Annotated in this window: 25 protein-coding genes; 14 read left to right on the plus strand and 11 right to left on the minus strand. The window is 60.9% G+C overall.

What is annotated here, in order from left to right:
- Nucleotides 1-41: 41 nt before the first annotated feature.
- The 4 genes from JI59_RS25785 (at nucleotide 42) to JI59_RS19635 (ending at nucleotide 4,013) form a co-directional block, all read left to right on the plus strand.
- The gene (locus tag JI59_RS25785) at nucleotides 42-1,187 is read left to right on the plus strand and encodes a TetR family transcriptional regulator (protein WP_203226100.1); all 1,146 of its coding nucleotides are present in this window, start codon (nucleotides 42-44) and stop codon (nucleotides 1,185-1,187) included.
- A 166-nt stretch (nucleotides 1,188-1,353) separates the two neighbouring features.
- Nucleotides 1,354-1,893, plus strand: a complete 540-nt coding sequence (locus JI59_RS19625; RefSeq protein WP_007014654.1) for a fibronectin type III-like domain-contianing protein — start codon at nucleotides 1,354-1,356, stop codon at nucleotides 1,891-1,893.
- A 140-nt stretch (nucleotides 1,894-2,033) separates the two neighbouring features.
- Nucleotides 2,034-2,816: an SGNH/GDSL hydrolase family protein gene (locus JI59_RS19630; RefSeq protein WP_239000632.1), complete on the plus strand. Its 783-nt coding sequence runs from the start codon at nucleotides 2,034-2,036 to the stop codon at nucleotides 2,814-2,816.
- A 39-nt stretch (nucleotides 2,817-2,855) separates the two neighbouring features.
- Nucleotides 2,856-4,013 (plus strand): ThuA domain-containing protein, encoded by a 1,158-nt coding sequence (locus tag JI59_RS19635; protein WP_007014652.1) that lies wholly within the window; start codon nucleotides 2,856-2,858, stop codon nucleotides 4,011-4,013.
- A gap of 357 nt (nucleotides 4,014-4,370) precedes the next feature.
- Here the strand turns inward: JI59_RS19635 and JI59_RS27445 are convergent, their stop codons facing one another.
- Nucleotides 4,371-4,520: a hypothetical protein gene (locus JI59_RS27445; protein ID WP_007014651.1), complete on the minus strand. Its 150-nt coding sequence runs from the start codon at nucleotides 4,518-4,520 to the stop codon at nucleotides 4,371-4,373.
- A gap of 573 nt (nucleotides 4,521-5,093) precedes the next feature.
- On the opposite strand from JI59_RS27445, the gene JI59_RS19640 reads away from it, so the two are divergent.
- Entirely contained in the window at nucleotides 5,094-6,416 is a 1,323-nt protein-coding gene (locus tag JI59_RS19640) for an NAD(P)/FAD-dependent oxidoreductase (protein ID WP_007014648.1), read from the plus strand.
- A 377-nt stretch (nucleotides 6,417-6,793) separates the two neighbouring features.
- Here JI59_RS19640 and JI59_RS19645 read toward each other — a convergent pair whose 3' ends face one another.
- From JI59_RS19645 to JI59_RS19660, 4 genes are all read right to left on the minus strand, one after another.
- Nucleotides 6,794-7,999, minus strand: a complete 1,206-nt coding sequence (locus JI59_RS19645) for an acetyltransferase domain-containing protein (protein ID WP_039858134.1) — start codon at nucleotides 7,997-7,999, stop codon at nucleotides 6,794-6,796.
- Between the two features lie 222 nt (nucleotides 8,000-8,221).
- Nucleotides 8,222-8,620 carry a RidA family protein gene (locus tag JI59_RS19650; RefSeq protein WP_007014646.1) on the minus strand — a complete coding sequence of 133 codons (399 nt, stop codon included), beginning with the start codon at nucleotides 8,618-8,620 and terminating at the stop codon, nucleotides 8,222-8,224.
- Complete coding sequence (locus tag JI59_RS19655) at nucleotides 8,620-9,801, minus strand: DSD1 family PLP-dependent enzyme (protein WP_052118004.1); 1,182 nt, start codon at nucleotides 9,799-9,801, stop codon at nucleotides 8,620-8,622. The genes JI59_RS19650 and JI59_RS19655 overlap by 1 nt, the downstream gene beginning before the upstream one ends.
- 48 nt (nucleotides 9,802-9,849) lie before the next feature.
- On the minus strand, nucleotides 9,850-11,289 hold the full coding sequence (locus tag JI59_RS19660) for an aldehyde dehydrogenase family protein (protein ID WP_007014644.1): 1,440 nt from the start codon (nucleotides 11,287-11,289) through the stop codon (nucleotides 9,850-9,852).
- Nucleotides 11,290-11,423: 134 nt separating this feature from the next.
- Here JI59_RS19660 and JI59_RS19665 point away from each other — a divergent pair, with 134 nt between their 5' ends.
- Both JI59_RS19665 and JI59_RS27450 read left to right on the plus strand, forming a co-directional pair.
- Nucleotides 11,424-12,335, plus strand: coding sequence for a LysR family transcriptional regulator (locus tag JI59_RS19665; RefSeq protein WP_007014643.1), 912 nt, complete (start codon nucleotides 11,424-11,426; stop codon nucleotides 12,333-12,335).
- A 373-nt stretch (nucleotides 12,336-12,708) separates the two neighbouring features.
- On the plus strand, nucleotides 12,709-13,068 hold the full coding sequence (locus JI59_RS27450) for a hypothetical protein (RefSeq protein ID WP_041565025.1): 360 nt from the start codon (nucleotides 12,709-12,711) through the stop codon (nucleotides 13,066-13,068).
- A gap of 57 nt (nucleotides 13,069-13,125) precedes the next feature.
- Here the strand turns inward: JI59_RS27450 and JI59_RS19675 are convergent, their stop codons facing one another.
- The gene (locus JI59_RS19675; protein ID WP_081474056.1) at nucleotides 13,126-13,677 is read right to left on the minus strand and encodes a DNA-3-methyladenine glycosylase I; all 552 of its coding nucleotides are present in this window, start codon (nucleotides 13,675-13,677) and stop codon (nucleotides 13,126-13,128) included.
- Between the two features lie 286 nt (nucleotides 13,678-13,963).
- On the opposite strand from JI59_RS19675, the gene JI59_RS19680 reads away from it, so the two are divergent.
- From JI59_RS19680 to JI59_RS19690, 3 genes are all read left to right on the plus strand, one after another.
- On the plus strand, nucleotides 13,964-15,007 hold the full coding sequence (locus JI59_RS19680; protein ID WP_039858131.1) for a rod shape-determining protein: 1,044 nt from the start codon (nucleotides 13,964-13,966) through the stop codon (nucleotides 15,005-15,007).
- A 100-nt stretch (nucleotides 15,008-15,107) separates the two neighbouring features.
- Nucleotides 15,108-16,916 carry a diguanylate cyclase gene (locus tag JI59_RS19685; protein WP_007014639.1) on the plus strand — a complete coding sequence of 603 codons (1,809 nt, stop codon included), beginning with the start codon at nucleotides 15,108-15,110 and terminating at the stop codon, nucleotides 16,914-16,916.
- A 138-nt stretch (nucleotides 16,917-17,054) separates the two neighbouring features.
- Entirely contained in the window at nucleotides 17,055-17,255 is a 201-nt protein-coding gene (locus JI59_RS19690) for a hypothetical protein (RefSeq protein ID WP_007014638.1), read from the plus strand.
- Here JI59_RS19690 and JI59_RS19695 read toward each other — a convergent pair whose 3' ends face one another.
- Nucleotides 17,256-17,564: an alkylphosphonate utilization protein gene (locus tag JI59_RS19695; RefSeq protein WP_007014637.1), complete on the minus strand. Its 309-nt coding sequence runs from the start codon at nucleotides 17,562-17,564 to the stop codon at nucleotides 17,256-17,258.
- Between the two features lie 209 nt (nucleotides 17,565-17,773).
- On the opposite strand from JI59_RS19695, the gene JI59_RS19700 reads away from it, so the two are divergent.
- Entirely contained in the window at nucleotides 17,774-18,241 is a 468-nt protein-coding gene (locus JI59_RS19700) for a ferritin-like domain-containing protein (protein ID WP_007014636.1), read from the plus strand.
- 44 nt (nucleotides 18,242-18,285) lie between these two features.
- Here JI59_RS19700 and JI59_RS19705 read toward each other — a convergent pair whose 3' ends face one another.
- A complete protein-coding gene (locus JI59_RS19705) occupies nucleotides 18,286-19,155 on the minus strand; it encodes an oxygenase MpaB family protein (RefSeq protein WP_007014635.1) in 870 nt (289 codons plus the stop codon).
- A gap of 159 nt (nucleotides 19,156-19,314) precedes the next feature.
- Here JI59_RS19705 and JI59_RS19710 point away from each other — a divergent pair, with 159 nt between their 5' ends.
- Both JI59_RS19710 and JI59_RS27455 read left to right on the plus strand, forming a co-directional pair.
- Nucleotides 19,315-20,001, plus strand: a complete 687-nt coding sequence (locus tag JI59_RS19710; RefSeq protein WP_007014633.1) for a pentapeptide repeat-containing protein — start codon at nucleotides 19,315-19,317, stop codon at nucleotides 19,999-20,001.
- A gap of 433 nt (nucleotides 20,002-20,434) precedes the next feature.
- Nucleotides 20,435-20,662: a hypothetical protein gene (locus JI59_RS27455; protein ID WP_007014632.1), complete on the plus strand. Its 228-nt coding sequence runs from the start codon at nucleotides 20,435-20,437 to the stop codon at nucleotides 20,660-20,662.
- A 279-nt stretch (nucleotides 20,663-20,941) separates the two neighbouring features.
- Here JI59_RS27455 and JI59_RS19715 read toward each other — a convergent pair whose 3' ends face one another.
- Together JI59_RS19715 and JI59_RS19720 are read right to left on the minus strand one after the other, a co-directional pair.
- Nucleotides 20,942-21,376 (minus strand): DUF4168 domain-containing protein, encoded by a 435-nt coding sequence (locus JI59_RS19715; protein ID WP_007014631.1) that lies wholly within the window; start codon nucleotides 21,374-21,376, stop codon nucleotides 20,942-20,944.
- A gap of 264 nt (nucleotides 21,377-21,640) precedes the next feature.
- Entirely contained in the window at nucleotides 21,641-22,723 is a 1,083-nt protein-coding gene (locus JI59_RS19720) for a YeiH family protein (RefSeq protein ID WP_039858130.1), read from the minus strand.
- Between the two features lie 109 nt (nucleotides 22,724-22,832).
- On the opposite strand from JI59_RS19720, the gene JI59_RS19725 reads away from it, so the two are divergent.
- A complete protein-coding gene (locus tag JI59_RS19725; RefSeq protein ID WP_007014629.1) occupies nucleotides 22,833-24,071 on the plus strand; it encodes an MFS transporter in 1,239 nt (412 codons plus the stop codon).
- Nucleotides 24,072-24,110: 39 nt separating this feature from the next.
- On the opposite strand, the gene JI59_RS19730 is transcribed toward JI59_RS19725, so the two are convergent.
- The gene (locus JI59_RS19730; protein WP_007014628.1) at nucleotides 24,111-25,886 is read right to left on the minus strand and encodes a sensor domain-containing diguanylate cyclase; all 1,776 of its coding nucleotides are present in this window, start codon (nucleotides 25,884-25,886) and stop codon (nucleotides 24,111-24,113) included.
- Nucleotides 25,887-25,993 lie beyond the last annotated feature (107 nt).

Genomic DNA, 25,993 nt, shown 5'->3' on the forward strand with positions numbered 1-25,993 from the left:
CAATGATTCATTCGCATTTGTCTCCGAACCTAATCCTGGTCTTGGCCTATCTCCTCAAGACCAGGAGCGTGGGCTCCACGGCCTTGGCGCTCGGTCTGAGTCAGCCCAGCGTGAGCCGTTACCTTGCGCAATTGCGGGAGGTCATCAAGGATCCGCTGCTCGTGCGAACTGGAAATGGAATGACCCGCACGCGGCGGGCCGATGAGCTTGTCGACAAGCTGTCGGACTGGGTATCCCACACCGCCGGCTTGTTTGATGAGCGCGCGTTCGCTCCAGTCCGGCTCAACCGCCGTTTTCGCATTGCCTCGACGGACTTCGGGACAACTTCGGTCCTTCATCCGGCACTCGCCCAACTGCGGCGCGATGCGCCCGGTGTGGGAATCGACATCGTTCCGCTTGGCAACGCGCCATGCCTGACATCGAAAGCCTTGGCATCCGTCCGGCACCGTTTATTTTCCCGGCGGCCGGTGCCTCATGTGCTTTGCCCGCCCGGAAAACTTCGGCCTATATGGCCCGGTCTGAACATGAGAGCGTCACATCCAATGAACAAAGATGCAGCGCAACCCAAGCCCCGGCGGGGCCGACCCAGGAAGGAAGAGGTCGCTTCGATCGACCGGGACGTGCTTGACGCAGCGCGTAGCTGCTTTGTCGCAGCCGGGTTCGATGCGTCGACAATGGAGGCGATCGCCGCACAGGCGGGGGTGACAAAGACGACCCTGTATCTCCGTTATGCCGACAAGGAGAGCCTCTTGCGCGCGGTGTTGGAGGATCGTCTAAAGGCGTGGGGGGAAGCGTCTTCCAAGACCGACTGGATGATGGGGCAAAGCATAGACGACCGCTTGCGCTACTTTGCGCGAACGCTCGTGCGCCTGTCCCAAGATGCGGAAATCCGGTCGTTCAGGACGTTGGTGGACAGCCTGTTCGGCTCCAACCGGTCCCTTGGCGAGCAGTACAAGGAACTGCTGTATCGTCCTATGCTGGACATCCTCTCGCATGAAATTTCGGTGGCCGCCGCTCAGACCGGTCGCGATGCCCGAAATGCGGACGAGGCCGCCGCCGTATTTCTCGGCATGTTGTCGAGCTTCGCATTCGTAAGGCTTTCTGCAGATGAAGATGCCGAAATCTCTTACGATGAGTTCGCCTACACCGTTACGGAGATATTCCTTCGCGGGCGGGAGGCGTGGTGACCGCCATCGTGGAACGAGACAGACGCTCACCCATAGATAAATAAACGGCTTCGTAGACTTTTACTGTCAGCCGCTCTATGTGCCAATCACAAGGCCGGGAAATTGGTTTGGAGAGAGGCAGGTGTCGGCGGGCGGTAAAGGCAAGCGAAAGGCACCCAGAACGCGCATGTTCGGTGCCACGATCGCCGCGTTCATGGGGATTGCGTCATCGGCGACGACCGCGTTTGCTGAGATCTCCGAAACAGAGATTCGCACGAGGGCCGAGGCCCGCGTGCTGCGTACGCCGGCCCATCTCGACGCGTCGCGCTCCTCGCCCGAACCACCGGGGCGGCAAAAGGAATTGCTCGAAGCGGTGATCGCGCCCGGCGGCAAGGTGACGGTCACGTTCGATCTGAAGAACACCGGCACCCGCACCGCTGACGAAGTGGCGCAGCTCTACATTCACCAAGCAGTCGGAACCGCCTCACGTCCTGTCCGCGAGTTAAAGAGCTATCAGCGGGTTACCCTTGGGCCGGGCGAGACACGCAGGCATTCCTTCGAGCCGGGCCCGAAAAAGCGGCAGTACTGGAATGCCGCGACGCGCGCTCGCGTAATCGATGAAAGTACGTTCGAAGTGGCCGTTGGCGGCGATTCCACTGCCGATTTCGAGGCCTCATTCGTCGTGGATCGTAGCGGTGCCGCGCAGACAGAGGGGAATTTCCGATGAAGGGCCTCGTAAACGTTCAGCATGTAAGCTGTTGGCTGAAGAAAATTGCGATTGCCACAATGGGCGTTGCCGTTGCCTCCTGCACCACGGCGCAAGTACCGCGATTGGTACCTCTGCCAGCAGGCGCGCACTACGTTGCGATGGGAAGCTCCTTTGCGGCAGGGCCCGGCGTCGGTACGACCGTGGAATCGACCCCGGCCCGGTGCTCGCGCTCGACAGATAATTATGCGCAGCAACTCGCCCGAATGTACGATCTACGCCTGACGGACGTAAGCTGCGGCGGCGCAACGACCGCACACGTCCTTGGCCCATGGAATGAACTTCCCGCGCAGGTCGATGCACTCAGGCCCGACACCGCCCTCGTGACAGTTACGATTGGCGGCAATGACGTTAACTACATCGGTGGGTTGATGGCGAAGTCCTGCGAGCAGCCTGCCGCAGGAGTGGCGGCGAAGGTGTGCCAGAAACTGGCTGAAATGGCATCTGCAGATCCAGAAGCTCGCAGCCGTGCAATGGCCGCGTCATCCGAAGATGCATGGCAGGCGGTAAAGGCCGGCCTCGAAGGCATCGCCCGCGAAGTCCGCCGCCGGTCACCGAATGCTCGCCTGGTCTTTGTGGACTATCTTTCTATCGTCCCGGAAGGCGAATTATGTGCACAGGTGCCGCTATCCGACGAGGCGGCGGCATCTGCCCGGGCGACAGCCGCCCGCCTGGCGGAGGTTACCGCCAATGTGGCGAGAGATACCGGCGCAGAACTGATCCGCGCGTCCGAACTGTCGAAAAATCATGACGCATGTTCGAGTGCCCCCTGGATGAATGGGTTCATTCCTTCAGGCGGGGCAGGCCAGTTTGCGCTTTATCATCCGAACCTGGCTGGCATGACGGCCATAGCCGAAGCGTTGGGTCAAAGACTGGGGCGATGATATCCAGCCATTCGTTCGCCATTATCGAGGAGCACTGAAATGACCGCCTTCAAGCTTCGAGCGGCACTGGTTCCTGCCATCGCGCTTCTTGCTTTTCCGGCGTTCGCGCAGAATGCATCCGAGGATAGCGCCATGAAAGCCAGTCAACCGGTCACCGATTGTCCGCTGCGCGATGAGGCTTTCTCGCTGGACAGTCCCTTGATCGACATCCTCCTCAGTCCGCGCGCCCGAGCGGTTGCGGAACAGGCGCTGGGCTTGTCGTTCGAGAATCTCCCCGCGCAGTTCGCGGGTACGCAGGCGCCCAGCTTTGCGGCCATTCTGACGATACGTACTGCTGCGTCCATGCTGGGCAAGCGGGACGATGCCTCATTGACGCGCGCCGAAGAAGCCTTGCACGAACTGCCGGTGACCGATGCCGATCGCATGGCACGGTGCGCACGTTACGATAACGACCCGCTTGACGTCGCTTTGCCGGTAGGGCCGCGGCGCATTCTCCTGTTCGAGAAGATCAACGGGTTTCGCGACGATCCTTCGGTCGACGCAGCGCATCAGGCATTGATGAGAATGGCTGGCCAAAAGGGCTGGGCCATGGTGGCAACCGACCGGGGAGGCGCCATCACTCCCGAAACCCTTTCTCAGTTCGACGCAGTGATCTGGAATAATATTTCCGGCGACGTGCTCACCCTCTCGCAACGCGATGCGCTCCGCAGCTATGTCGAAGGCGGAGGCGGCTTTGTCGCGATCCATGGCAGCGGCGGAGACCCCGTATACTTCTGGGACTGGTATGCGGATGAGCTTCTCGGCGCCCGGTTCCAGGGACATCCGATGAAGCCTCAATACCAGGATGCGCGGATCGTCACGGAAGCAGAAGATCATCCCGTCGCCGCGGACTTGCCACGGGAGTGGGTGATGAGCGACGAGTGGTATTCCTTCAGGAACAACCCGCGGGACAGCGGCTCGAAGATAATCGCAACGCTTGACGAATCCACCTATTCGCCGGTTGGATACGGCGGTCAGGACCTTCGCATGGGCGACCACCCGATCGTCTGGACGCGGAATGTCGGCAAGGGACGCATGCTCTATTCCGCGATCGGCCATCGCCCCGAGACCTACGACCATCCAGTCTACCTCACCATGCTTGAAGACGCGGTCGAGTGGGCTTCGTCCACAAGGGATTCTGCTGAAGCAGTGCAGTAACCTGTTCGTTATCGCTTCGATCACGGAGGAATGAATGGCGCAGGGCACGAACAAACTTCCCCTCGTCCGGAAGCACAAACAGGGGCGCATGTCGCTCGAATAAGCATTTGTCTGACAGGAGCGAGCGCTCGGCAGCCATGGCGCGGCGGTCTATGCGACCGGCCGCAGCGAGTCGCCGGACGACCACCTGTTATTCGGCGCCATCCTTGGAACCGCCAAGGCCGTTACCGGGGCGGGTGAAAGGAAAATCGCGCTCCGCCGCGACGATGCCGACGTTCGGCAGGCCGAGGCGCGGTTCCAGCGGATCGCGGCGGAGAGCCGGCGGCTCGACATCTGCGGCAATAGTATCGTGGCGATCTATGGCGAGCTGGCGACCCCGGCAATTTCTGGGAAAAGCCGCTCAAGCTGGACGAAATCAACAACGTAGGTCTCCGCAATTCCCACGTTGCGGAGCTGGCACGCGGCGCGCACGATGGTGCCGCAGGGAAGCGGGGTGATCGCCTTCACCTCGGCTTCGGGGGCAGCACATCATGTCTATGGGCCGGGTCATGGCACGCAAAAGGCGGTCGTTGACACCATGCCTTCGACATCGGCGAGGATCTTGCCGAGACAGGCGTGATGGCCCACTCTGTCTGGATTGCGGCCACCTGATGCCGGATGGAACTTGAAGATCACCCGCGCCATCAACATGCAAGGAGTGGCTTCCCCCGCTATTCCTGGAGGGCAGGTTTATGCGTCGTGACATCTTCGCCCGCCAGAGCGCGGCGAGAACGCGCCGTCGGCATTCAGGAGCGGAGCCATCACCTCGTCATGTTGACTTGAGCCGGTGCGTTCAAATTGACGCCCGCGGCCGATCCTATCTTCGTGGCCGCGCTTGCAATAGTACAGAGGATAGCCCTGGCAAAGGACGGCGGCAGGCTGGTTGGTTGTGAAACATCCTTCGACCTGTCGTCCAATCAGAACGGGAGCACAATTCGCGCGAAAGGTGCCAATTTTCTGAAGGCTTCGAAATTATCTGCCGAACGAGCGATGGGATGATTTGTTCGATTGGATTGAATGGTCAATCGGGGGTTATAGCTAGTGTCTCCATATGTCGAACGCATAGATAGCGACGAGCGTTTGCCGGAATCCGCCGACGTGGTCATCGTGGGCGGTGGTATCGTCGGCGTCTCGGCGGCATACTTCCTTGCGCGGCAGGGTCATTCAGTGGCGCTGATAGAAAAGGGCCATATTGCGTGCGAACAATCCAGCCGTAACTGGGGCTGGTGCCGTCAACAAAATCGTGATTACCGCGAATTGCCATTGTCCTCGGTTTCGATGCGGCTGTGGGACGAATTTTCGAAGGAACTCGGCCACGATGTTGGTTTCCAGCGCTGCGGCCTTTTCTACGCGACCGATAACGAAGCCCAATTGGCCGAATGGGCGAAATGGCAGCCCTACGGCCTCGAGAACGGCGTCGAGACGCAAATGCTCAGCGCCGCGGAGATCGTTCGGCATATTCCCGAAGGCTCGCGCAAGTGGATCGGCGGCGTTTCCTCGCCCAACGACGGCAAGGCAGAACCGGCGCTTGCTGCCCCCGCGATCGCGCTCGGTGCGCGCGCCCACGGCGCGACAATACACCAGGGATGCGCCGCCCGCTCTCTCGAGATTACGAACGGCCGGGTTGTTGGCGTGAATACGGAACAGGGCCTGATCAAGGCCGATGCGGTCCTGTGTGCAGCCGGCGCCTGGGCCTCGCGCTTCCTTCGCCCGCACGGTATCAACTTCCCGCAAGCCGGCGTGCGACAGACGGCTATACGCACAAAACCCATGAACGACGTTGGAGGGTGTCTTTATGCCCCCGATTTCGCGATGACGCGACGGCTTGATGGTAGCTACACTCTGGCGATCAGCGGTAAGGCAACGATCGACCTGACGCCGCAAGGCATCCGTTATTCCCGCGAGTTCCTGCCTCAGTTCAAGCGTCGCCTCAAGAACGTCAGGCTGGCGGTCGGGCCCTCCTTCGTGACCGGCCCGGAATCTCTTTTCTCGCTGCTCAGGAACGATGAAACGCTTTTCGAAAGAACCCGCGTTCTCGATCCCAATCCGCAGCAATGGCTCGTACGCAGGATCCTGGCCAACGTCGCCCGTGCGTTTCCGCAGTTTGCCGGTATCGAATTGGCAGGAGCATGGGGCGCGCTTGTCGACTGTTCCCCCGATGCGGTGCCCGTCGTTTCGAAAACGGATAAAGTTGAAGGGCTTGTCCTGGCCGCGGGCTGTTCGGGCCATGGTTTTGGCATGGGGCCAGGGATTGGCCTGCTCGCCTCGCAATTGCTGGTGAACGACACCCCATGTGTGGACGCCGCGCCATTTCGCCTGTCGCGTCTCGTGGACGGTTCGCCGCTCGAAATCGGCGGACTCTAACGACAAACCGGGCAGGAGCGCGCTCCTGCCCGGCTCCAGTACAAGACTGCGCCCAACCGGCTCCCTCCGTCAGTCAGCCTGCCGGAAATTGGCAGGGCGATCGCTTCAACGGAGCGGGGTCCCAGCGCCGATCTCCAGCGCTCATGCATCGGTCCCGAATGGATCGTCTCCAGTAGGAGACACGGTATCGGCAAGGGCGTCGAGATCCTCGGTGGCCGGTCATTCGGCAACTGCGGTCAGACATATCCCTTTGCGAGAATATGGAATTCGAAGTGATCCGCTAACCTGGGGCACCTTGCGGGCAGCCTTGCCATGGACATGCCCCGAGCCGCCCGCAGAACCGATGCGCGCCCCGTATCGGGGCGCGCCGTGAACTGTCAGAAATATTTCAGCCAGGCGATGTCGCGGCGACGGCGCTTGAGGCGGGCATACCAAACGGTCGGGATATACAGCGGTACGATCATCAAGGCGTACCACAGCAGGACCCAGTGATAGTTATCGAACATGTAGGCGTTGCCGTTGTTCGGGCCCCAGATCGCCAGAGCGCTGTGGTACAGCACGCGCAGTACCGTCAGGTGCAGCAGGTAGAAGAACATCGGCGCTGCACCGAATACTGCCAGCGCCTCCACCAGCCTGGAATCGTTGATCTTCTCGAACAGGACCAGCAGGAGCGCCCCTCCGCCAAGCGTCGGCAGGAGAAAGAGCAGGGACGGCGGATACTTCGTCATCGAGATGAAGCTGATCGTGGTGCGTACGAAATCGCCTTCGACAACGAACCAGGGCTTGTCGCCGTAGACGTTCAGCATGCGCAGCACGATGAAAGCAGCGATCATTCCGAAGCCGAGGATGAGCAGATTACGCTGCCGCCTCTCCGTCCCGAAATCGGGGCGGAACCAGTTGCCGATGGCATAGCCCAGCGAGATGACGCCCAGCCACGGCAAGAGGGGATAGGTCGTCTTGGCAGCGAAGCCGAATGGCAGCGCGATCACGTCACGCTGGTACAGGATCGCCCAAAGCGGAAACCAGGGATTTTCGGGCGTCAGCCGAACCGGATCGAGGAGATTATGGAAGCATACGATGATCAAGCCGAACGCGATCAGTGCCGGGCGCGGCAGACGCATCAGTACTGACAGGGCGATCATGCTCAGTCCGATCGCCCAGATGACCTGAAGCCAGAACGTGGGCTGCGGTACGATCCCCCAGTACAGCGGGGAGAGATAGAACAATTCGATGGCGACGAGAAGAAGGCCGCGCTTGAGCAGGTACGACGAGGTTTCCTCGACCGTATGGTTCATGCTGAAGAGATAGACGCCAAGGCCGGTAAGCGCGACGAAGATGGGTGCGCAAAAACTGACTGCAAAACGCGCAAATCCAATCGCTGGTATCACGGTTGCCGCATTGATCGGATCGCTCACGGCGTAGTTGACGAACCACGTTTCGCGCAGGTGGTCCAAAAGCATCAGAACCATGACAAAGCCGCGCAGGGCATCGATATTGGCCAGACGCGATTTCACTTTGACAGCTTGCTGGCCTGCTGCCGAGGCTTCGGCCAAATGTGGTGACAGTGATGCGCTACTCGCCATGATACCAACCCGTTCCCGTGTAGAGCCAACTTGCTTCATGCTGGCTCAACACGCATCGATAAAGTTGGCAAGTTTGCGCCCGATCTGGCCGATTGTTTCAAATTCGGATCAGTCCAAAGCAGTATGTGTCGTGATCGCGCTGAAGCTTATCTCGTGTTCGGACCGCTTGCTCCGATACAAGGACAACGCTTGACGCTTGGCCATATTGCTCGTCAGTCAGACTCAGCCCTCGTCATCGAGGGTCGCGATCGCGTCGATCTCGACGAGAAACCCGTAATGCAGCTCCGGAACCGGCACGACGGTCCGGGCGGGGCGCGCATCGCCAAGCAATTCGCCGTAAATGCGGTTGAATTCCGGCCAGTTCGCCACGCCGACAATGTAGGCGGTAACCCGCGAAAGGTCCGCTGGCGAACCGCCTGCCGCTTCAAGTATGGCAAGCATGTTCGCGATTGCCTGACGAGCCTGCGCGGCGAAGCTCGTATCAGCTAGAGGTTCCTTGTCCGCGCGGATCGGCAATTGACCCGAAATGTAAAGCGTCGCCCCGGACCGGACGGCCTGAGAATAAGCGCCGGCAGGGGCGGGTGCCTTGTCCGTTTCAATGACCTGCTGTTTATTGTTCATTACCAGCCTCCGAAGCGCTTCCATTCATTCACGACGACGTTGTCGCTCCCGCGCACAACGCGATACGATCCATGCTGCGCTCCTGTCGCGCATGCATGATTGGGGTGGATACGGACCCGGTCGCCAATCTTCAGGTCGGGCAAAGCTGCGTTCGAGCCGGGGCGCACCGTGACTATCCCGTGTTCCTGGTTCGCATCGGCCAGGATCAGATCTTCGTAGGGAAGGCCGGTGCTGTCGCACACGATCCCGTAACCTTGATCGACCTCCTGCTTGGATGTCCCGCGATCGCGAGACATCGCCATCCAGCCCGCATCGATAAGTATCCAGCCTTTTTCATGCTGGTGACCGATCACCGTCCCCAGCACGGAAAGGGCGATGTCATCGATCCGGCACACGCCGATGCCCGCCATGACCAGATCGAAAAAGACGAAAACCCCGGCACGCACTTCCGTCACGCCATCAAGATTCTCGGCATAATGGGCTGTGGGTGTGGAGCCGATGCTGACCACCGGGCAGGCATGGCCGGCATCCCGCAGGATTGCAGCAGCATCGACGACAGCCACACGCTCGTTCTCGGCGCAGACCCGAAGCGCCTCGGCACCGCGCGCATCATAGCTTGCGCCCGCATGGGTGAGGACGCCGCGAAGCTCCCCGCCCCTCGTCAAGGCGTCCGCAATGTCGAGAAGGAGTCTTGCGTCGTGCGGCAACACACCCGAACGATGCCCGTCGCAATCTATCTCGATCAGGGCCGGGATGGCCATTTCGGCATCGATCGATGCAGAAGCGACCGCCTGAGCTTGCTCGACCGTGTCCAGCACCACTGCAAGGTCGCATCCCTTGCGCCGCAAATCGATGATCTTTTCCAGTTTTCCCGGTGCGATACCTACCGCGTAGATAATGTCGGTCACCCCTGCCGAGGCGAAAAATTCCGCCTCGCGCAAAGTGGATACGGTGGCCGGGCCTTGCGGCGAGGACATCACCTCCCGCGCAACTTCGATCGACTTGGCCGTCTTGAGGTGTGGGCGCAGTGTTACGCCGAACTTCGCAAGCCGTGCGCGCAGGCGCGCCACGTTTCGCTCCATGCGTTCCGCATCAAGGATCAAGCAGGGAGTTTCCAGATCGTCGAGGGTGATTTGGTCGGACAGATCCCGTTCACTTTCGAGAAAATTGTTATTCTTCATGTTTTTACTCCCGATGCGATTGGGAATGAATGTCGGCAACGGCGCCGCTCATGACGGGAAATAGCCCAGCACGGACTTCGTCTCGAGGTATTCCTCAAAACCGAAACTACCGTATTCCCGACCGTTTCCGGATTGCTTGTAACCACCGAACGCAGCATGCGCGTCCCATGCAGGGTAATTGATGTGCACTTGCCCCGCCCTTACCTGCATCGCCACGCGCCGCGCACGGTCCAGATCGGCTGACTGGACGTGCGAGCCCAGGCCGTAGCAGGTGTCGTTGGCAATTCGGATCGCGTCTTGCTCATCCTCGTAAGGGATAAGGCAAAGGACCGGCCCGAAAATCTCCTCCCGCGCAATGCGCATGTCCGATGAAACGTCTGAAAATATGGTCGGCTTCGTGTAGAAGCCACGCTCCAGACCCTCTGGGCGGCCGGGACCGCCGCAAAGCAACCGTGCCCCTTGCGCAATGCCGGATTCGATCATCGCCTGGACCATTTCGAACTGTGAGCGGTTGGCAAGCGGACCCATGACGGTCTCATCGTTCCGCGGGTCGCCAACGATGATGGTATCTGCGGCTGCAGCAGCCAGGGCTTCTGCTTCGGGCAGGCGCCGCTTCGGAACAAGCATTCTCGTCGGGGCGCTGCAAGACTGGCCCGCATTGCGCATTGCAGAGGCTACGCCGAGTGGGACCACCCGCGCAAAATCGGCATCATCGAGAAGTATATTCGGCGATTTCCCACTCAATTCCTGCGTCACTCGCTTAACAGTCGGTGCAGCCGCCTGCGCTACCTGCACCCCGGCACGAGTAGAACCGGTGATCGAAACCATGTCGACATCGACATGACTGGAAAGCAGTGCGCCAACCTCCGGTCCTGTGCCCGTGACCATGTTGAACACCCCTGCAGGCAGGTCCGCCTCGTCGAGCACCTGCGCAAATAGCTGCGCACTGAAAGGTGAATTCTCACTGGGCTTGAGGACCATTGTGCAACCGGTCGAAAGAGCCGGAGCAACTTTGGCCGTCATCTGGTAAAGCGGCCAATTCCAGGGCGTGATGAGTGCGCACACTCCGATTGCTTCGCGGGCAATCATTGTCGTGCCCTGTCGGCGGGAAAACTCGAACCTGCCCAGTACCTCGATTGCAGCGCGGATATGGGCCAAGCCAAATGGAACTTGTGCGCTTCGGGAAAAGCCTATCGGGCAGCCCATCTCGGCTGTGATGATTTGTGCGAAGTCTTCGGCACGATCTTCCATCAGCGCAAGAATGCGACCGAGCAATTCCGCTCGCTCGGCTGGTGTCGTGGAAGAGAAGGCAGGAAGGGCCCTCCGGGCGGCAGCGACTGCCTTATCTACCTCTGCCGATCCTCCGGCGATTACGGTTCCGATCTGCGTTTCGCTTGCCGGGCTGATTACCGCAACTACACGGCCCGCTTCGACCGGCGCAATCCATTCGCCACCAATATAGTGCATATCGCAAGCTGCCATGGTCATTGCAGGGTCTGCCTTCGCAAGAATCGGAGAGGCGCATCTGAGACATCCGTCCTACTTGCGCGTTGCAAATGATGATCCGAACACGTAAAGAATGCAATTAAGGTAAATTGTATATTGGATTAAGATTGAGCTTAATGGTTACGCATGAGGACCTCCTCTTCTTCCAAGTCCTCTCAACCTCGACTTCCCTGGCCGAGGCGGCGCGCCGTCTCAACGTAACGCCTCCGGCAGTTACCCAGCGCCTGCGCGCTCTGGAAACTCGGGTAGGTGTCAAATTGGTCGACCGGAACCCGCGCGGACTTCGCCTGACTGACGAAGGGGAGCTGATCGCGACCGAAGGTGTGAACATTGCTCACGCACTGGAAGATCTGGCAGAGCGATTGTCCAAACGAACCGAGCAGGTGCGAGGCAATCTTCGCGTGGCCGCTCCCTACGGGTTTGGAAGACGATACGTTGCCAGTGTCATGCAATCATTCGCAGCAACCCATCCTTTCGTCACGGTCAAGCTGGACCTGTCCGAAAATCCGGTGAGGCAAGTGGCGGAAACTTGCGACCTTATCGTACATATCGGCGCGCTGCCCGAAAGCGACAGGCTGGTAACTACCCTTGCCCCGAACCGCCGTATCCTGTGCGCTGCGCCCGCCTATCTGGACGCAAATGGCCCGATCCGTCATCCGCAGGACCTCTCGGCGCATAAATGTCTGGCCCTGCGTGAAAACAGTGAAGACGTAACGCTCTGGCGCTTCGCGAAGAACGAAAATGAAAGTGTGACGGTCCGAATAAAGCCCGTGATGTCGAGCAACGACGGCGAGATCATTCGGCAATGGGCTCTTGCAGGAATGGGTGTCATGGTCCGCAGCGAGTGGGACGTTGTCGAGGATCTTGAAGCCGGAAACTTGCAGGAAGTACTTCCGGAGTGGCGACCGCCCAGCGCAGATGTTGTTGCGCTATTGCATGCCCGGCACGGCAGGAGCGGGCGAACCAGCGCATTCCTGCAATGTTTGCGCGAAAGCCTCTCCCCGGTGCCGTGGCGGGCATTGAAGTGATGGCTCGTCCGATCGCAGCCATCGGCCGAGCCTGCATTTCTGAACTGCCACGCAAAAATGTTTCATTAGCGAAGCAAACTGCCGACTGGTATGCAGGGTCATTCGAATGACTGAAAGAATGTCGCCTTTCGGCGCCATAGAGGCAGGCGGCACTAAATTCGCGCTCGCTACCGAGGATGCGGAGGGACATATCTGCGCGCGGCACTTCATCTCGACGAAAGACCCAGCCACGACCCTTGCCGCAGCGACCATGAGAACCCGCAATCGATCCGGCAGCATCTGCAGACGTTCCGGGGCAATGGCCTGGTCCTTGGCTTTGCTAGCCATGCTGACGGCTTGCGGATCAGCTGAGAAGGCGTCGCAGCCTGACCCGATGCCGACCAGCTATACCATTCGAAAGGCGGATCTCTATGCGGCAAGCCCCGCTGACATCTGCCGCGCCAAAGATGCGGCCTTCCTCAACGCCCTTGTCCAACGTGTGAGCGCTGCACTTCCACCGGGCACCTCATCATTCGACTTCGTCGATTTTCGCGCGGACGTGCCCGCCAATGGCAAGGCCGCGTCGGCGCAGCTGCGCTTTCGCACGAGCGGGCCCGATGGCGCTGAAGTTACAATGTATGCGTCTGGACCTTTCAATCCGCAGACGTGTGTGGTCGGGCCCATGACAGGCGGCATCGGTCAGGGACCCGACGATCCAAACGCGGCCGTATCGTTCAACGAAAAGGGCAATTGACCCGCCGATCGAGCGCAATGGGAGAGCAGGCAACTGCTTTGCGCGCTGCGATACCCGTCAGGCACGACGAAAGCAGCCGGGCTCGTGATCGTCGACCATGCCGACGGCCTGCATGAACGCATAGGCAATCGTTGGCCCGACGAACTTGAAGCCTTCAACCTTGAGGGCCTTGGACAGCGCGGCGGAGGTATGGGTGCTCGCCGGTATGATAGTGCCATCGTTGACCTGGGTCTTTCCGTCCACGAAAGACCAGATGAATTCCGCGAAGTTCCGGCCTTCCTCGCGCATGCGCAAGTACGCCCTGGCATTGCCGATGGTGGCTTCGATCTTGGCGCGGGCGCGGATGATGCCCTCGTCCTGCATCAGGGCTTCGACCTTGTCCGTGCCGTAAGCCGCGATGACTTCAGGATCGAAGCCGTCAAAGGCGCGCCGAAAGCCGTCGCGCCGGTGCAGGATCGTTCGCCAGGACAGTCCGGCCTGAAAGCCTTCCAGGACAAGCATCTCCCACAGGAGGCGAGGATCGCGGACCGGCACGCCCCATTCGGCATCGTGATAGGCTTCCATCACCGGATCGCCTTGGGCCCATGCGCAACGGCAGACGGGCGTCATGCCAACGGTGCGCCCATGGTCCTGTACTTCGGATTCGCGTGATGCGAGGGTTTCGAGAGGTTATCCATGCTGGCAGCCTAGGCGATTCCCGGCCCGGCCGATAGGAGCCCCGAACTGCCGCCGTTTTCTGGCCATGGGACCGGGATGGAGGCCAGCCATCGCATGCAACTGGCAGTCGAACGCACGGGTGGTTGACGCCGTCTCCGCCCCCTCACACGCGCCGTCCGGTCAAGGCAGCGTGGATCGACAACCCGCAATAAGCCACCTTTAGGGTCCGGATTTCAGAATGCGATTATCGCGCTTATTCAATTTCTCTTCTCACGACATGGCGATCGATCTGGGAACGGTGAACACGCTCGTGTACGTCCGCGACCGGGGCATCGTCCTGAACGAACCCTCCGTTGTCGCGCTCGAGACCCTGGGCGGCATTCCGCGTGTGCGGGCGATCGGCAGCGATGCGAAGCTGATGATGGGCAAGACGCCTGATAATGTTTCCACGATCCGGCCCCTTCGCGGGGGCGTGATCGCCGATATCGATGTGGCTGAACTGATGATCAAGCATTTCATCGACAAGGCGCACGATCGGCCGAGCCGCTTGCCGCGCCGGCCCGAAATCGCGATCTGCGTGCCCTCCGGTTCGACGCCGGTGGAGCGCCGCGCCATTCAACATGCGGCAAGCCAGGCGGGCGCGTCGAAAGTCTGGTTCATCGAGGAATCGATGGCGGCGGCAATCGGCGCGGGGATGCCAGTGACCGAGCCGGTCGGCGCGATGGTCGTCGATATCGGGGGCGGGACGACCGAAGTCGCCGTCCTCTCCCTGCGCGGATCGGCCTACAGCACGTCCGTTCGCATCGGCGGAGACAAGCTCGACGAGGCGATCGCTCTTGCCGTGCGTCGCAAGCATAACCTGATGATCGGCGAAGTGACCGCCGAGCGCATCAAGCTGGCGATCGGCACCGCGCGCATGCCGGAGGACGGTTGCGGACAGGTGATCCGCACCAAGGGGCGCGACCTGGTGAATGGCGTGCCCAAGGAGATCGAGATCAGTCAGGCGGAGATTGCCGAGGCGATCTCCGAATCGGTCAACCAGATCGTCGAGACTGTTCTGAATGCGCTGGAGAATACCGCGCCGGAACTGGCGGCGGATATTGTCGACCAGGGGATCGTCATGACGGGCGGGGGCGCTCTGCTCGATCACCTCGACGTGATTCTTTCGCGCGGAACCGGACTTCCCGTGACCGTCGCGGACAATCCGCTGCTTTGCGTGGCGAACGGCGCGGGGCGGGCGTTGGAGGATCCCATCTACAAGGGCGTCCTGATCGCGGCCTGAAGCCGGGCGGGGACGGACACGTCCGGACGCGTGGGCAAGTCAGAGCACCTGATCAAGCCCTTAACGATTGGCTAGTTCACGTGGTCTATAGGCCTGCATCATGCGCTTATCGACCATCACCAACTGGGCATATGGCGCGACCGTTGCCCTCACGCTTGCATCGGGCGCGACCATGCTCATGGCATCGGCCGCCCAGAAGCAGGAGCGCGATGCCGTACAGCAGCGCTACGAACTCGATCATGCGACGTCGCTCGTAGCCGAAGATGTCGGGGTTCTGAGCGGGCTTGCGCGCCAGTACGCGATCAGCGGCAGCTTGGCCGACCTCACCGCCTATCGACATGAGCTCAAGGAACTTGCGAAGGTAGAGGACCGCGCCCGTCATATTCGCGATGCAGGCGCGAGCAGCGCGGAGCTGTACGACCTGCGCCAGGTGTTTCGGCAGGCCGACGCCCTGCTGGACGAACAGGATGCCGCCATCAAGGTGCGCGGCGAAGGGAAACGCGATCAGGCCATCGCCGTCCTGTTCTCGCCAGAGTATGAGCGCGAGCTGGAGCGCATCCAGGTCGGGGTCGTCAAGTTTCAGAGCCGGATCGACCAGCGAACTGAGGCGGCAATGCAGGAAGCCGTGCGCACCTCGCGGCTCTGGCGGACCACATCGGAAGTGATGCTGGGCATAACCGGCCTGCTGTTCCTGTGCGTTCTCTATTTCATATTCCGCCGCCGCGTGCTTCATCCGGTCGTGAAGCTCAGCGACGTCGTGACGAGGCTCGCTGCCCAGGACTACGCCGCCGAACCGCCGATTTACGACCAGATCGACGAGATCGGCGACATGGCGCAGGCTCTGCGGATCTTTCGCGAGAACGGCATCGAACGGCAACGGCTCGAACAGGAGCGCGATGCCGACCGCAGCGTGCGTGACCTGCTCTCGCGCATGACCCAGCGCATGCAGAACTGCGACACGATCGGCGATCTGCGTGGCATCGTCGAACGCTTCATTCCCAGCATTGTCCCCTCGGCGGCGGGGAGCCTGTTCCTGCTCGATTCCGAGCGGGACGAGATGGTTGAGTTCTGCTCGTGGCTCGAGCCGCAGCAATCGCGGTCAAGTTTCCCGGTCAGCGCGTGCTGGGCCCTGCGGCGCGGCGGCCTGCACAAGGCGGCGGGAAGTGTGATCGACGTGCCCTGCGATCACCTCGAACCGACCGGACAGGGTGTTGCCGAAACGATCTGTCTTCCGCTCGTCGCGCGGCGCGGGACACTGGGCCTGCTCTATTTCGAGTTTGCTGCCGGCGGTGCTTCCGCAACCGTCTCCGATGTCTACCTGAATATCCTGGCTGAAAATGTCGGACTGGCCCTCGACAACCTGCGGCTGCGCGACGCTTTGCAGGACATGGCCATGGCGGATCCCCTGACCAGCCTCTCGAACCGGCGCAAGCTCGAGGTGGCTCTTGAAAGCCACGTTGCAGGCGCCCAGCCCGAGTTGTCGATCAGCTGCGCCATGATCGACATCGATCACTTCAAGCGCTTCAACGATGAATATGGACACGACGCTGGCGATGCGGTTCTGCGCGCGGTCGGGAAGGCCCTCAAGGACGCTGTGCGTTCCGACGACCATGTCTTTCGCTATGGCGGCGAGGAGTTCCTGCTCCTGATGCCCGGCCTCGGCCCCGAAGAAGCCGAGCGGCGGGTCGAAGGTGTCAGGGCATCGATCGCTGCATTGCGCCTGCGGCACGCGGACAGGATCCTGGGACAAATCAACGTATCGGCCGGGGTTGCCTGCGCGCCGGCTCACTGTAACCGCGATGGCTTGGTTCAGGCCGCCGATGCAGCCTTGTACGAGGCCAAGAGAAGCGGTCGCAATCGGGTCGCGATGGCCCCGTTGAAGGAGTCTGAGGGGAGAGCCGCCGGTTAGGCGCGTCCATCGGCTCCCGGCGCAGCTTCGTTACAATCCAGGCATTCGAAAATCCTGAACAAAAAGACCGGTTTTATCTGAATTCTCCTGAAATCCGCGCATCGGCATAAGCTGTGCGACCCACAGGAGATGCCCCCCATGAGCAAGTTTTTCGAACCTATCGGTATCTGCGCCAGACAGTTCGCGAACCTCGCCGAGCCTGCCATCATGGCATTCAGCGTGGCAGGGCTCACAGGCGGGACGCTGGCGACCCTGGGAATCCTTGCCGATCACGCCCGTGGGCGAGGCTCGGCAAAGGTTCTTGCGGCGGACGATGTACCTGGGACCTTGGACCTTTGATCAGCGTTTGCGCACGAATTCGGCGCGCAGCACCAGGCCCTTGATGCCGGGATACTTGCAGTCGATCTCCTGCGCATCGCCGGTAAGCCGGATCGAGGGGATGAGCGTACCGCGCTTGAGGGTCTGGCCGGCGCCTTTCACGTCGAGATCCTTGATCAGCGTCACTGCGTCGCCATCGGCCAGCAGGTTGCCGACTGCATCGCGCACTTCCACAAGGTCTTGCGCCGCGCGCTTCGCCGCCAGTTCCGAGGCAGGCAGCCATTCGCCGCTTTCCTCGTCGTAGATGTAGTCCTCTGAGTCGCCCGACATGTCTTTATCTCCGGTTTGGTCAGCCCTTGGCAGAGCGGGGAGGATTTGGCGAGGCCGGCAGGAATATTTCATGTCGCTACGCTGGATCGTTTCGCACTGCATACTGCGCGGCGGACCAAAGTGTGGTACGGTCAATTCCGGGCTTTTCCGACATGAGAAGATTTTGTCGGCGAGGGCCAGCGGGGAATCTGACCGGAAAGGAGACTCCCATGCCACAGATCGACAAGGAGCGCGTCGTCGGGTTGCTGAACAGCATTCTCGAACAGGAATTGGCGGGCGTCGTTCGTTACACGCACTATTCATTTCTCGTCTTCGGCTTTGGGCGCATTCCGATTGTTTCGTGGTTGCGTAGCCAGGCCGATGAGTCACTGCTGCACGCGCAGGAAGCGGGGGAAATGGTGACCCTGCTGGGCAGCCATCCATCCCTGCGCATCGGTCCGCTATTGGAGAGTCACGAGCACGATATCGGGGCGATCCTGCGCGAATCCCTCGCCGCTGAAGGCGAGGCGCTCAAACTCTATCGGCAGTTGCTCGACGTCGTGGACGGCAAGTCCGTCACGCTGGAGGAATATGCGCGCAAGATGATCTATGCAGAGGAAGTCCATGCCGGCGAAGTGGACAAGATGCTGCGCAAGCCCGGCGATATCGATGCATTCGCAGAGGAAGAGATCGCGTAAGGGGTAATGGGAAGGCCGATTGCCTCCCGCAGGCGTTCTCGACGCTAGCTTGCGGTCGACTCTTCCATGGCGCGGCGCGCAGTGCGATCCCGCAGGGCCCAGTGCAGGAGAACTTGCGCGCCTTGAGCGCTGCTGCGCACCAGAAGCCGTTCGGGTCCCTGCACGGACAGGCGATGCATGCGGGCGGCCCAGTGGGGCAGCAGGTCGATGGCGGCCTTGCTGCTCATGGTGCGAAACAGCCGGGGCCCAAGCCGGGAAGGGCGGGGCGAGAGCAGGGCATGAGCGACCTCCCGCGTTCGCCCGTCGACCTTCAGTTGCGGGCGCGTGGCTTCGAAATAGAGTTCGCATTGCCTGAGGCTGGTGGGGACATTTTCAGCTCCAAGCCGATGTGCGATCTCGGACATTTCCGCCAGATACTTGTCCTGATCGGCAAACGGCAGCAATGGATCGCGATAGCGCACATAGGCACGCAGGAAACTGGTCGCCGAGGTAACATGGACCCAGGTCAACAGATCGGGATCGCGCGCATGATAAGGCGTACCGTCGGGCAGATGCCCCCGAACCCGGTCGTGGATGGCGTTGATCTGCTCGATCAGCGCAAGGGCCTGACGCGTTGAACCATAGGTCGTGCCGGAGACGAATTGCGCCGTGCGGCGCAGCCGCCCCAATGGGTCTTCCCGGAAGTTCGAGTGGTCCCAGACACCGGCAAGGACCCGGGGGTGAAGCATTTGCAGAAGGAGCGCGGAAAGCCCGCCGATCATCATCGTCGTGAAATCACCGTGAACCCGCCATGTCACCGAGGAGGGTCCGAAGAGTCCTTGGTCGCCGGCTACGCGATCGCGGTCGATCTCCCCCGACCGGGAACCGATGAGGGCATGGACTTGTCCGGCGATCGATCTGCGAATGCGGTCCATGACTACAAGATAGGCGCCTTTGCCCTCGAATATAAGGCGAGCGGCGCCTCCCGCTTGTGTTTGCCGCCTTTTCCCGGATCGATCCCCGCGAAAGGAAATCCGGTCAAAGCCGGCAGGACCTGTCTGGCCTGCGAAAGGCTCACGGTCTAACACGCGTTCATGGATGATCTGTTTTCCGATCGCGCCTTGCGCGAGCTGATCTTGTCACGGACTGACCTTGAGCGGATGCAGGGAGCGGTGCAGACGCTGGTCGATTGCTCCTTTGAGGAAGTCGATCTTTCCGGGCTCGACATGGCGGGATGGACTTTCGAGCGTTGCAATCTGCGCCACGCAGACGTGACACGTGCCAATCTGGAAGGTGCCGTCTGGCAATCGTGCCGAGGGGCTTTTGCCAATTTCCTTGCCAGCGACCTGAGCGATGCGCGCCTCGTCGCCTGCGATTTCAACAACGCCACCTTCAAGCGCGCGAACTTGCAGGGCGCGAGGATCGAGCGATGCAAGCTTACCGGTGCGGACCTGACTGACCTGCGCGGCATGGATGTCGCCTTCGACGAAACCCTCCTGGTAAACGCCAACCTGGCCGGTCACTCGTTTCGCAGGTCAAATCTCAACCGGATCGATTTCTCCCAGGCTGATTTGCGCAAATGCGATTTCCGGCAGGCGCATTTCATCGAATGCAGCCTGCGCGAAGCGGGCATGGACGGCGCGCGCTTCGATGGGGCAGACTTGCGCGGTGCCGATCTGGGAGGTGTGCGTCTGGTCGATGCCAGCCAGTTTCGCGGCGCGACGATCTCGCGCGAGCAGGCAGGACAGCTACTTGGCGAACTGGGCCTGAATGTGCGCTAGCCAAGCGGACCGAGCAGATAATGAAGCGGGTTCGAGAAGAAGGGACCCCTTCACGAACCCGCTCCACGTTCCTCAAAACACGACTACCCACCGGCAACCATGGTTCGAGGAGGGTCACCTCGTCAAAACTGTCGTTGCTGGCCCCCGCCAACTGATCTTGCCCGCCAGAGCGCGTGCAAGGTCACTATCGAACCTATTATGAATTAATCTTGATGCATTGCAACAACTATTACAGTTCAGAAATATGATACGGCGAAGTTGACACCTCGTTCAGGATTTACGCTTCAGTATATCGGTTGTAGCGTTTAGTGAGCTGTCGAAAGTTAAGTGGGTCTTGTCGCTGCCTTTTGCGCCACGCGAAATCGCTGTCGGCGCGCGGCATCGGATCGTCCGGGCAGGCAGCTTTATGACTGAATAACAATCACGTAGAAAATTGATCGCGGCAACATCATTCGCGACAAGGCGTAAACCGTCCGAGAGCGCAGGGTCGCTCGGCGTAGATGCGTCGACGCATCATCAGGGCGCGGCGGGGCGCTTCTCGGAAAAAGGCTCGGGTGAATCCGCCTGTCGTTTCGGGTTGGTGATCCTGATTCTGGTCGAAGAAGGCAAATTTGTCGTCGGCATGCCCCGATTCGCGCCAGCGCGTGGCCGATATCTTTGAGCTGATCCAGCAAGACTTTCGCACCAAGCAAGAAGACTACGTGGGTCTTCCCGGCTCCATGGGCTCAATCCATCAATAGTCCCCTTGTGCTCGCACGCTTTCAAGAGGAGCCTTGCCCAAGGGTGCGCGCCTCTGATCGAGATCGTGGGCGAAATGCGCCCCGATCCCGATCAGGACGATCGCGAAACCAGTGATTTGTACATTCGAGTTTCGATGGGGGCACCATGCCCTCTACGGCTTATGAAAAGCCTTTCGAACCTCGCAAGCTCAGGTTCTGCTTCAAGGCGTGCCTGAACCCGGGGCCTTGGCCGCGGCAGCCTGAATGCGCTGCATCAAGGCCGGATCGGACTGTGTGGCCATCGCGATTTCGTTGAACTTCTGCGGGGTCAGGCCCTTTTCCTGGACCGCCGCGGCTGCCTTGGTCTGCTTGTCCGACGCGGCTATGCTGGCGTCGGCCTGGATCTCCTGCACGGCCTTGGCGGCTTCGGCAAACTGCGCAAGCTCGGTGTCGCTGAAAGTCGCGGAGTTCTGGGCAGGGGCCGGCGCGTCGGTTGGCGCCTGCGCAGTGGTTGATGGTTGCTGTGCCGGAGCGGGCGGCCCTGCCATCTGCGCTTGCGCATCACCGGCGCCGGGCACTTCTGCCTGCGCATAACCTGCCGTCAATGCCATGGCGCCGATGGCTGCGCCAATTGTGTATCGAGTGCTGAACTTCATGTCGCTCTTCCTTTGGCTGTGAGCTGCACTCGGAAAATTTGGACGAAAAGCCGGAACGTCAATCCGGCCGGGGACACGCGGTGGCGGAGGCGGGGCGGGTCGCGGCTTTGGAGTGATAGCTGCGATGAATACATTTCGAAGACCAAGGGGTTCCCGCCAGATCGGAGGACGGTTGGCCACGATTCTGCTTTTATCCAGTGCACTTTGCTTTGTGACACCCTTCTTGCCTGACCTTGTGCTCCTCCTATGGCCGGGTCGAATATTTCAGCTGCCGATGCTCAGGCTGACAAAGGCCAGCGCCGCCAGAAAGCTCGCCAAAGTGGCGACGATCACCGGTGTCAGCGATCGCCAGCCCAGCTCGATCAGCAGGTCCATGCGCGATCGCATCGCCGTAGCCGTTACGGCAAGAAGCAGCAGGGCCTTTGATCCGGACAGTGCCGCAGTCTTTGCCGCCTCGGGCAGTGCGACGAGACTGTTGAGGGCAACGACGGCGATGAAGGCAGTGATGAACCACGGAGGGCTGAAGCGACGCCAGGCCGGGCGGCTTTCCTGTCCGGAGCTGGGCCCCAGCCAGAGGCTTACGAGCATGACGATAGGTGCAAGCAAGGCAACTCGTGCAAGTTTGACGATCGTAGCATAGGATCCGGCCACGTCTGAGTAGGCATAGCCACCGCCGATCGCTTGAGCGACGTCGTGAATGGACGCCCCGATCAGGAAGCCGGCCTGCTTGTCGTCGAATCCCATTTGTCCGGCCAGTGCCGGATAGATCGACATGGCAATGGCACTGGCCAGCGATACGCCCACAAGGGTGAGCGCGAACTGGGCCTGGCTCAGCCTTTCCTTGCCAATCACCCCGTAGAGCGCGAGAGCCGCGCTGGCGCCGCAAATGGCCGTGGCGCCGCCTGCCAGTATGCCGGCATACCGAGACTGACGGGAAATGCGCGCGCCTGCCAGGCCCGCACTGAAGGCGATGGCCATGATCACGAGCAACGCGGCGAAGGGCTGAATGCCGAGCGCCTCGATCTGGACGAATGTAATCTGCAGGCCGAGTACGACGATCCCCAGCCGCAGGCAGGTGCGCGAGGCAAAGTCGAGACCGGCGTGCGTATCCTGATCGCGCGAGATGAAATTGAGGGCCAGTCCGATCAGCAGGCCCATGAGAATGATCGGGAATCCATAATGGTCCGAAAGCCAGGCGGCAGCACCGGCCGCGGCAGAGCAGGCAAGCAGTCCGGGGATGAGGTGCGAGGGCGCACGCTTGCCCGGCGGCGGGGCATCATCGCCGAGTTGCAGTTCTCCGAACAGGTCGCCAGCATGGGGTGAAGCCTGCCAGTCCACACCTCTCATTCCTCTCTCCTATCCCATATGTCTAACGGTGTCATATTTTGCTTTCCTTATCAGGCGCCGGCGCTAAGCTGCAACAACAAATCGGCTGGAAGTGCCGGGGACCGGGAGAATGCTGGTGGTATCGCAAGAGGAGATGATGCGCGAAAAGGTGGCGAGCAGGATCGTCGTCCTGTTGGTCGTGCTCCTTTTCGTGGGCAATGCCCTCAACTACGTCGACAGGCAGGTACTTGCCCTGCTCAAGCCGACGCTCGAAGCCGAATTCGGTTGGACAGACACAGACTATGCCCACCTGGGTGCCACCTTCCAGATCGCGGCGGCGGCGGCCCTGTTGGGCGTGGGCTGGTTTGTCGACAGACTCGGCGTCCGCCTTGCCTACGGCATCGCCATCGCGGTCTGGAGCGCGGCAGGCATGGCCCATGCTCTTGCTGCGAGCGTCCAGCAGTTCGTCGCCGCACGCGTGGTTCTGGCCGTTGGCGAATCGGTCAGCACCCCGGCTGGGCTTAAGGCCGCGTCGATCTATCTGCCCGCAAGGCAGAGAAACGTCGCCATCGGCCTGATCAATACCGCGCCCAACATTGGCGCCATCATCACGCCTTTGCTGATCCCGCCCTTTGCCATCGCCTTCGGCTGGAAGGCGGCCTTCATCGTGACCGGAAGTCTCGGCTTCATCTGGCTGGCATTCTGGTGGCCGACCATGCGCGGTATCAAGCCGCTCCATCACGTAGCCGAGCGCGCTCCCGTCAGGTGGGGGGAGATGCTGAGTGACCGCAGAACCTGGGCAGTGGCCGGCGCCAAGGCCTTCACAGACTGTGTCTGGTGGTTCGTGCTGTTCTGGATGCCCGACTTCTTCAACCGGGCCTTCGGGATGGACCAGGCCGACCTCGGCTGGCCCATCGCGATCATCTTTCTACTTGCGGCACTTGGCGCGATCACGTCCGGTGGACTCTATCCGATCCTTCTTGGCCGCGGTTATTCGGTCAATCGCGCCCGCAAGATGTCGATGCTGTTCTTTGCAGTGACCGTGCTGATCATGCTGTTCGCCCTGCAGACCGACAATCCCTGGCTCGCTGCCGTGTTCATCGGTTTCGGCCTGTTCGCGCACCAGGGATTTTCGACGAACATCTTTGGCATGGCTGCCGACATTGTGCCCTCGGCACGCATGGCAAGCGTCATTGCCGTGGGCGCGGTGGCAGGCAACCTTTCAGGAACGGCGATGATCGAGTTCGCCGGCTGGTCGCTGGATAGCGGCCTGGGTTACGGGCCGATCTTCGCTATCTGCAGCGTGGCGTACTTGTGCGCCCTGGCCTTCATTCATCTGATCGTGCCGGATCTCCAGTTGGAGGATTGAGCAGGCCAGCGCCCTGAATCTCCCTTCTTCGGGGGAGAGTCAGGCCGCGGCCCTCACGCCATTGCGGCCGAAGCGCTTCACTTCGTGCAGCGCGATATCCGCATTGTGGAAGACCCGGTCCGGCAAGTCAGCCGCGTGAAACTCGGCTATGCCGCAGCTGACTGTCGCCAGGATGTGTACGGAATCCTGGCTGAAGGCGGGCGCTTGCCTGACATGCTCGACCATGCGCTGGCACGCGTTCTGCGCGGTCGCCACGTCGCAGTGCAGGAGAATGGCGAACTCGTCGCCGCCGATGCGTGCGACGATATCGTCCCCGCGCATGCTCGTCTTGATGCGCTGCGAGATTTCTCGCAGGACGATGTCGCCTACGCTGTGTCCATGCGATTCGTTGATGGCCCTCAGTGAATCGACATCGACGATCGCAAGAGAGACCGGGCCGGTTGCGCAGTTGGCAACAGCTTCCAGTTCCACGCGCAAGGCCTGACGATTGGGCAGTCCGGTAAGATCGTCCTTGAAGGCTTTCGATGCGAGGGAAACGTCGCTGTCCTTGCGCACCGTCACATCGCGCAAGGTAATGACGGTTCCGCTGACTGCGCTGCCGGGCCGGAGCAGGCCTATGGATCCTTCAAGGACAAGCTCGGGCCGCATCATCGGCGTAAACTCGAAAGTGCTGGGTGGGGCGCAGTCGCCCCTGCTCGCTGCGCGCAGTTTCAGCGCGAGATCCTTGGCCTGGGGCGAAACGACGTCCATCGACCGGCCAATGACCTGATCAGGGTCAACCCCAAGATATTTCCTGAGCGAGCCCTGGGCCCACTTGCATATGCCGTCCCCGTCGAAGGCGAGGACTCCGCCCGGCGCATGAACCATCATCAGCCGCAGAGCTTCGTCGCGCTCGACCAGGCCTTGCGAGGCGGTCTTGCGCGCTGACACGATCGTAGCCACCGGCAGGGATGTGGCAAGCAGCATGACGAGGTAGAACTGGAAATAGAATTCCTGCGCTTCCTTGCCGTAAGGCATGATCGTGATCGGGCCGATGCCGCGTACGGTCGCGGTGGCGCCGATGATGGCAATGACGATCACTCCGGCCATTACCGATGGGTTGCCGAGACGGAAGGCGAGGATCAGCAGCGACGATGTCAGCAGGAACAGCAATGGCATGTTGCCCTGCGTAAAGACGAAGAGCGCCAGCAGGGCGTGAGCTCCAAGCAGTCCCAGGGCTTCGATCTTCTCGGCCGGGCCGCGCGATCGAATGCTGTGCCAGTAGCTGCCGTCGAACAGGGCGGTGAGGAACGGCGTCAGGACGATGTAGCCGAGCGCATTGCTCAGGAACCAGCGCATGAAGGAGGGACCGAACGCTTCGCCATAATTGATCGCCGTGAGCAGCGTTCCTGCGCAGGCGCCCACGAGCGGCGCAATCAGGCCGCAGCATACGACGAAGCCCAGCACCGTGCGGGCGTTTCCAAGAAGCGCACCGCCCTTGCCGATTTTCAGCAACAACCGGCAAGCAAGCCAAGTCTGGCCCATGTTGATGGCGCCGTACAGAAGCAGCCCCGGCGTCCATTCACGCGTGAGCACATTCGCGATCAGGTTGCCGCACCAACCGGCGATCAGGATATAGGGCCAGTGACGAGCGGGATGCTTGAGGAGAAGCGCAAGAATGACCGCGTCTGCAGGCCACATGGTCGCATGGGCGTGAAGATCCGAAGTGACGTAGATCGTCGTCCACGCGAGCAGGGCATAAGCAAGCGCAGCAACAAGAGCGCTGTCGACACAGCACTGCCAGTCCTTTTTTCCTTCACATAGATTTGCGACCATTGTCGCCGGATCTAGCAAGATTCGTTAAAGGATTTTTTAGTGTCGGCTAAGTAGTCGGGCATTGCACTCAAGATGCTCATATAATGGAAGAAATATCCCATTGGACG

The organism is Novosphingobium pentaromativorans US6-1, from assembly GCF_000767465.1.
In the GTDB taxonomy this organism is placed as follows: Bacteria; Pseudomonadota; Alphaproteobacteria; order Sphingomonadales; family Sphingomonadaceae; genus Novosphingobium; species Novosphingobium pentaromativorans.

Coding starts and splice junctions, on each gene's coding strand:
- JI59_RS19625 (WP_007014654.1), top strand. CDS start 1,354: ATGTTCGGTGCCACGATCGCCGCGTTCATGGGGATTGCGTCATCGGCG.
- JI59_RS19630 (WP_239000632.1), top strand. CDS start 2,034: ATGGGAAGCTCCTTTGCGGCAGGGCCCGGCGTCGGTACGACCGTGGAA.
- JI59_RS19635 (WP_007014652.1), top strand. CDS start 2,856: ATGACCGCCTTCAAGCTTCGAGCGGCACTGGTTCCTGCCATCGCGCTT.
- JI59_RS19645 (WP_039858134.1), bottom strand. CDS start 7,999: ATGGCGAGTAGCGCATCACTGTCACCACATTTGGCCGAAGCCTCGGCA.
- JI59_RS19650 (WP_007014646.1), bottom strand. CDS start 8,620: ATGAACAATAAACAGCAGGTCATTGAAACGGACAAGGCACCCGCCCCT.
- JI59_RS19655 (WP_052118004.1), bottom strand. CDS start 9,801: ATGAAGAATAACAATTTTCTCGAAAGTGAACGGGATCTGTCCGACCAA.
- JI59_RS19660 (WP_007014644.1), bottom strand. CDS start 11,289: ATGACCATGGCAGCTTGCGATATGCACTATATTGGTGGCGAATGGATT.
- JI59_RS19665 (WP_007014643.1), top strand. CDS start 11,424: ATGGTTACGCATGAGGACCTCCTCTTCTTCCAAGTCCTCTCAACCTCG.
- JI59_RS27450 (WP_041565025.1), top strand. CDS start 12,709: ATGCCGACCAGCTATACCATTCGAAAGGCGGATCTCTATGCGGCAAGC.
- JI59_RS19675 (WP_081474056.1), bottom strand. CDS start 13,677: ATGACGCCCGTCTGCCGTTGCGCATGGGCCCAAGGCGATCCGGTGATG.
- JI59_RS19680 (WP_039858131.1), top strand. CDS start 13,964: ATGCGATTATCGCGCTTATTCAATTTCTCTTCTCACGACATGGCGATC.
- JI59_RS19685 (WP_007014639.1), top strand. CDS start 15,108: ATGCGCTTATCGACCATCACCAACTGGGCATATGGCGCGACCGTTGCC.
- JI59_RS19690 (WP_007014638.1), top strand. CDS start 17,055: ATGAGCAAGTTTTTCGAACCTATCGGTATCTGCGCCAGACAGTTCGCG.
- JI59_RS19695 (WP_007014637.1), bottom strand. CDS start 17,564: ATGTCGGGCGACTCAGAGGACTACATCTACGACGAGGAAAGCGGCGAA.
- JI59_RS19700 (WP_007014636.1), top strand. CDS start 17,774: ATGCCACAGATCGACAAGGAGCGCGTCGTCGGGTTGCTGAACAGCATT.
- JI59_RS19705 (WP_007014635.1), bottom strand. CDS start 19,155: ATGGACCGCATTCGCAGATCGATCGCCGGACAAGTCCATGCCCTCATC.
- JI59_RS19710 (WP_007014633.1), top strand. CDS start 19,315: ATGGATGATCTGTTTTCCGATCGCGCCTTGCGCGAGCTGATCTTGTCA.
- JI59_RS19715 (WP_007014631.1), bottom strand. CDS start 21,376: ATGAAGTTCAGCACTCGATACACAATTGGCGCAGCCATCGGCGCCATG.
- JI59_RS19720 (WP_039858130.1), bottom strand. CDS start 22,723: ATGAGAGGTGTGGACTGGCAGGCTTCACCCCATGCTGGCGACCTGTTC.
- JI59_RS19725 (WP_007014629.1), top strand. CDS start 22,833: ATGCTGGTGGTATCGCAAGAGGAGATGATGCGCGAAAAGGTGGCGAGC.
- JI59_RS19730 (WP_007014628.1), bottom strand. CDS start 25,886: ATGGTCGCAAATCTATGTGAAGGAAAAAAGGACTGGCAGTGCTGTGTC.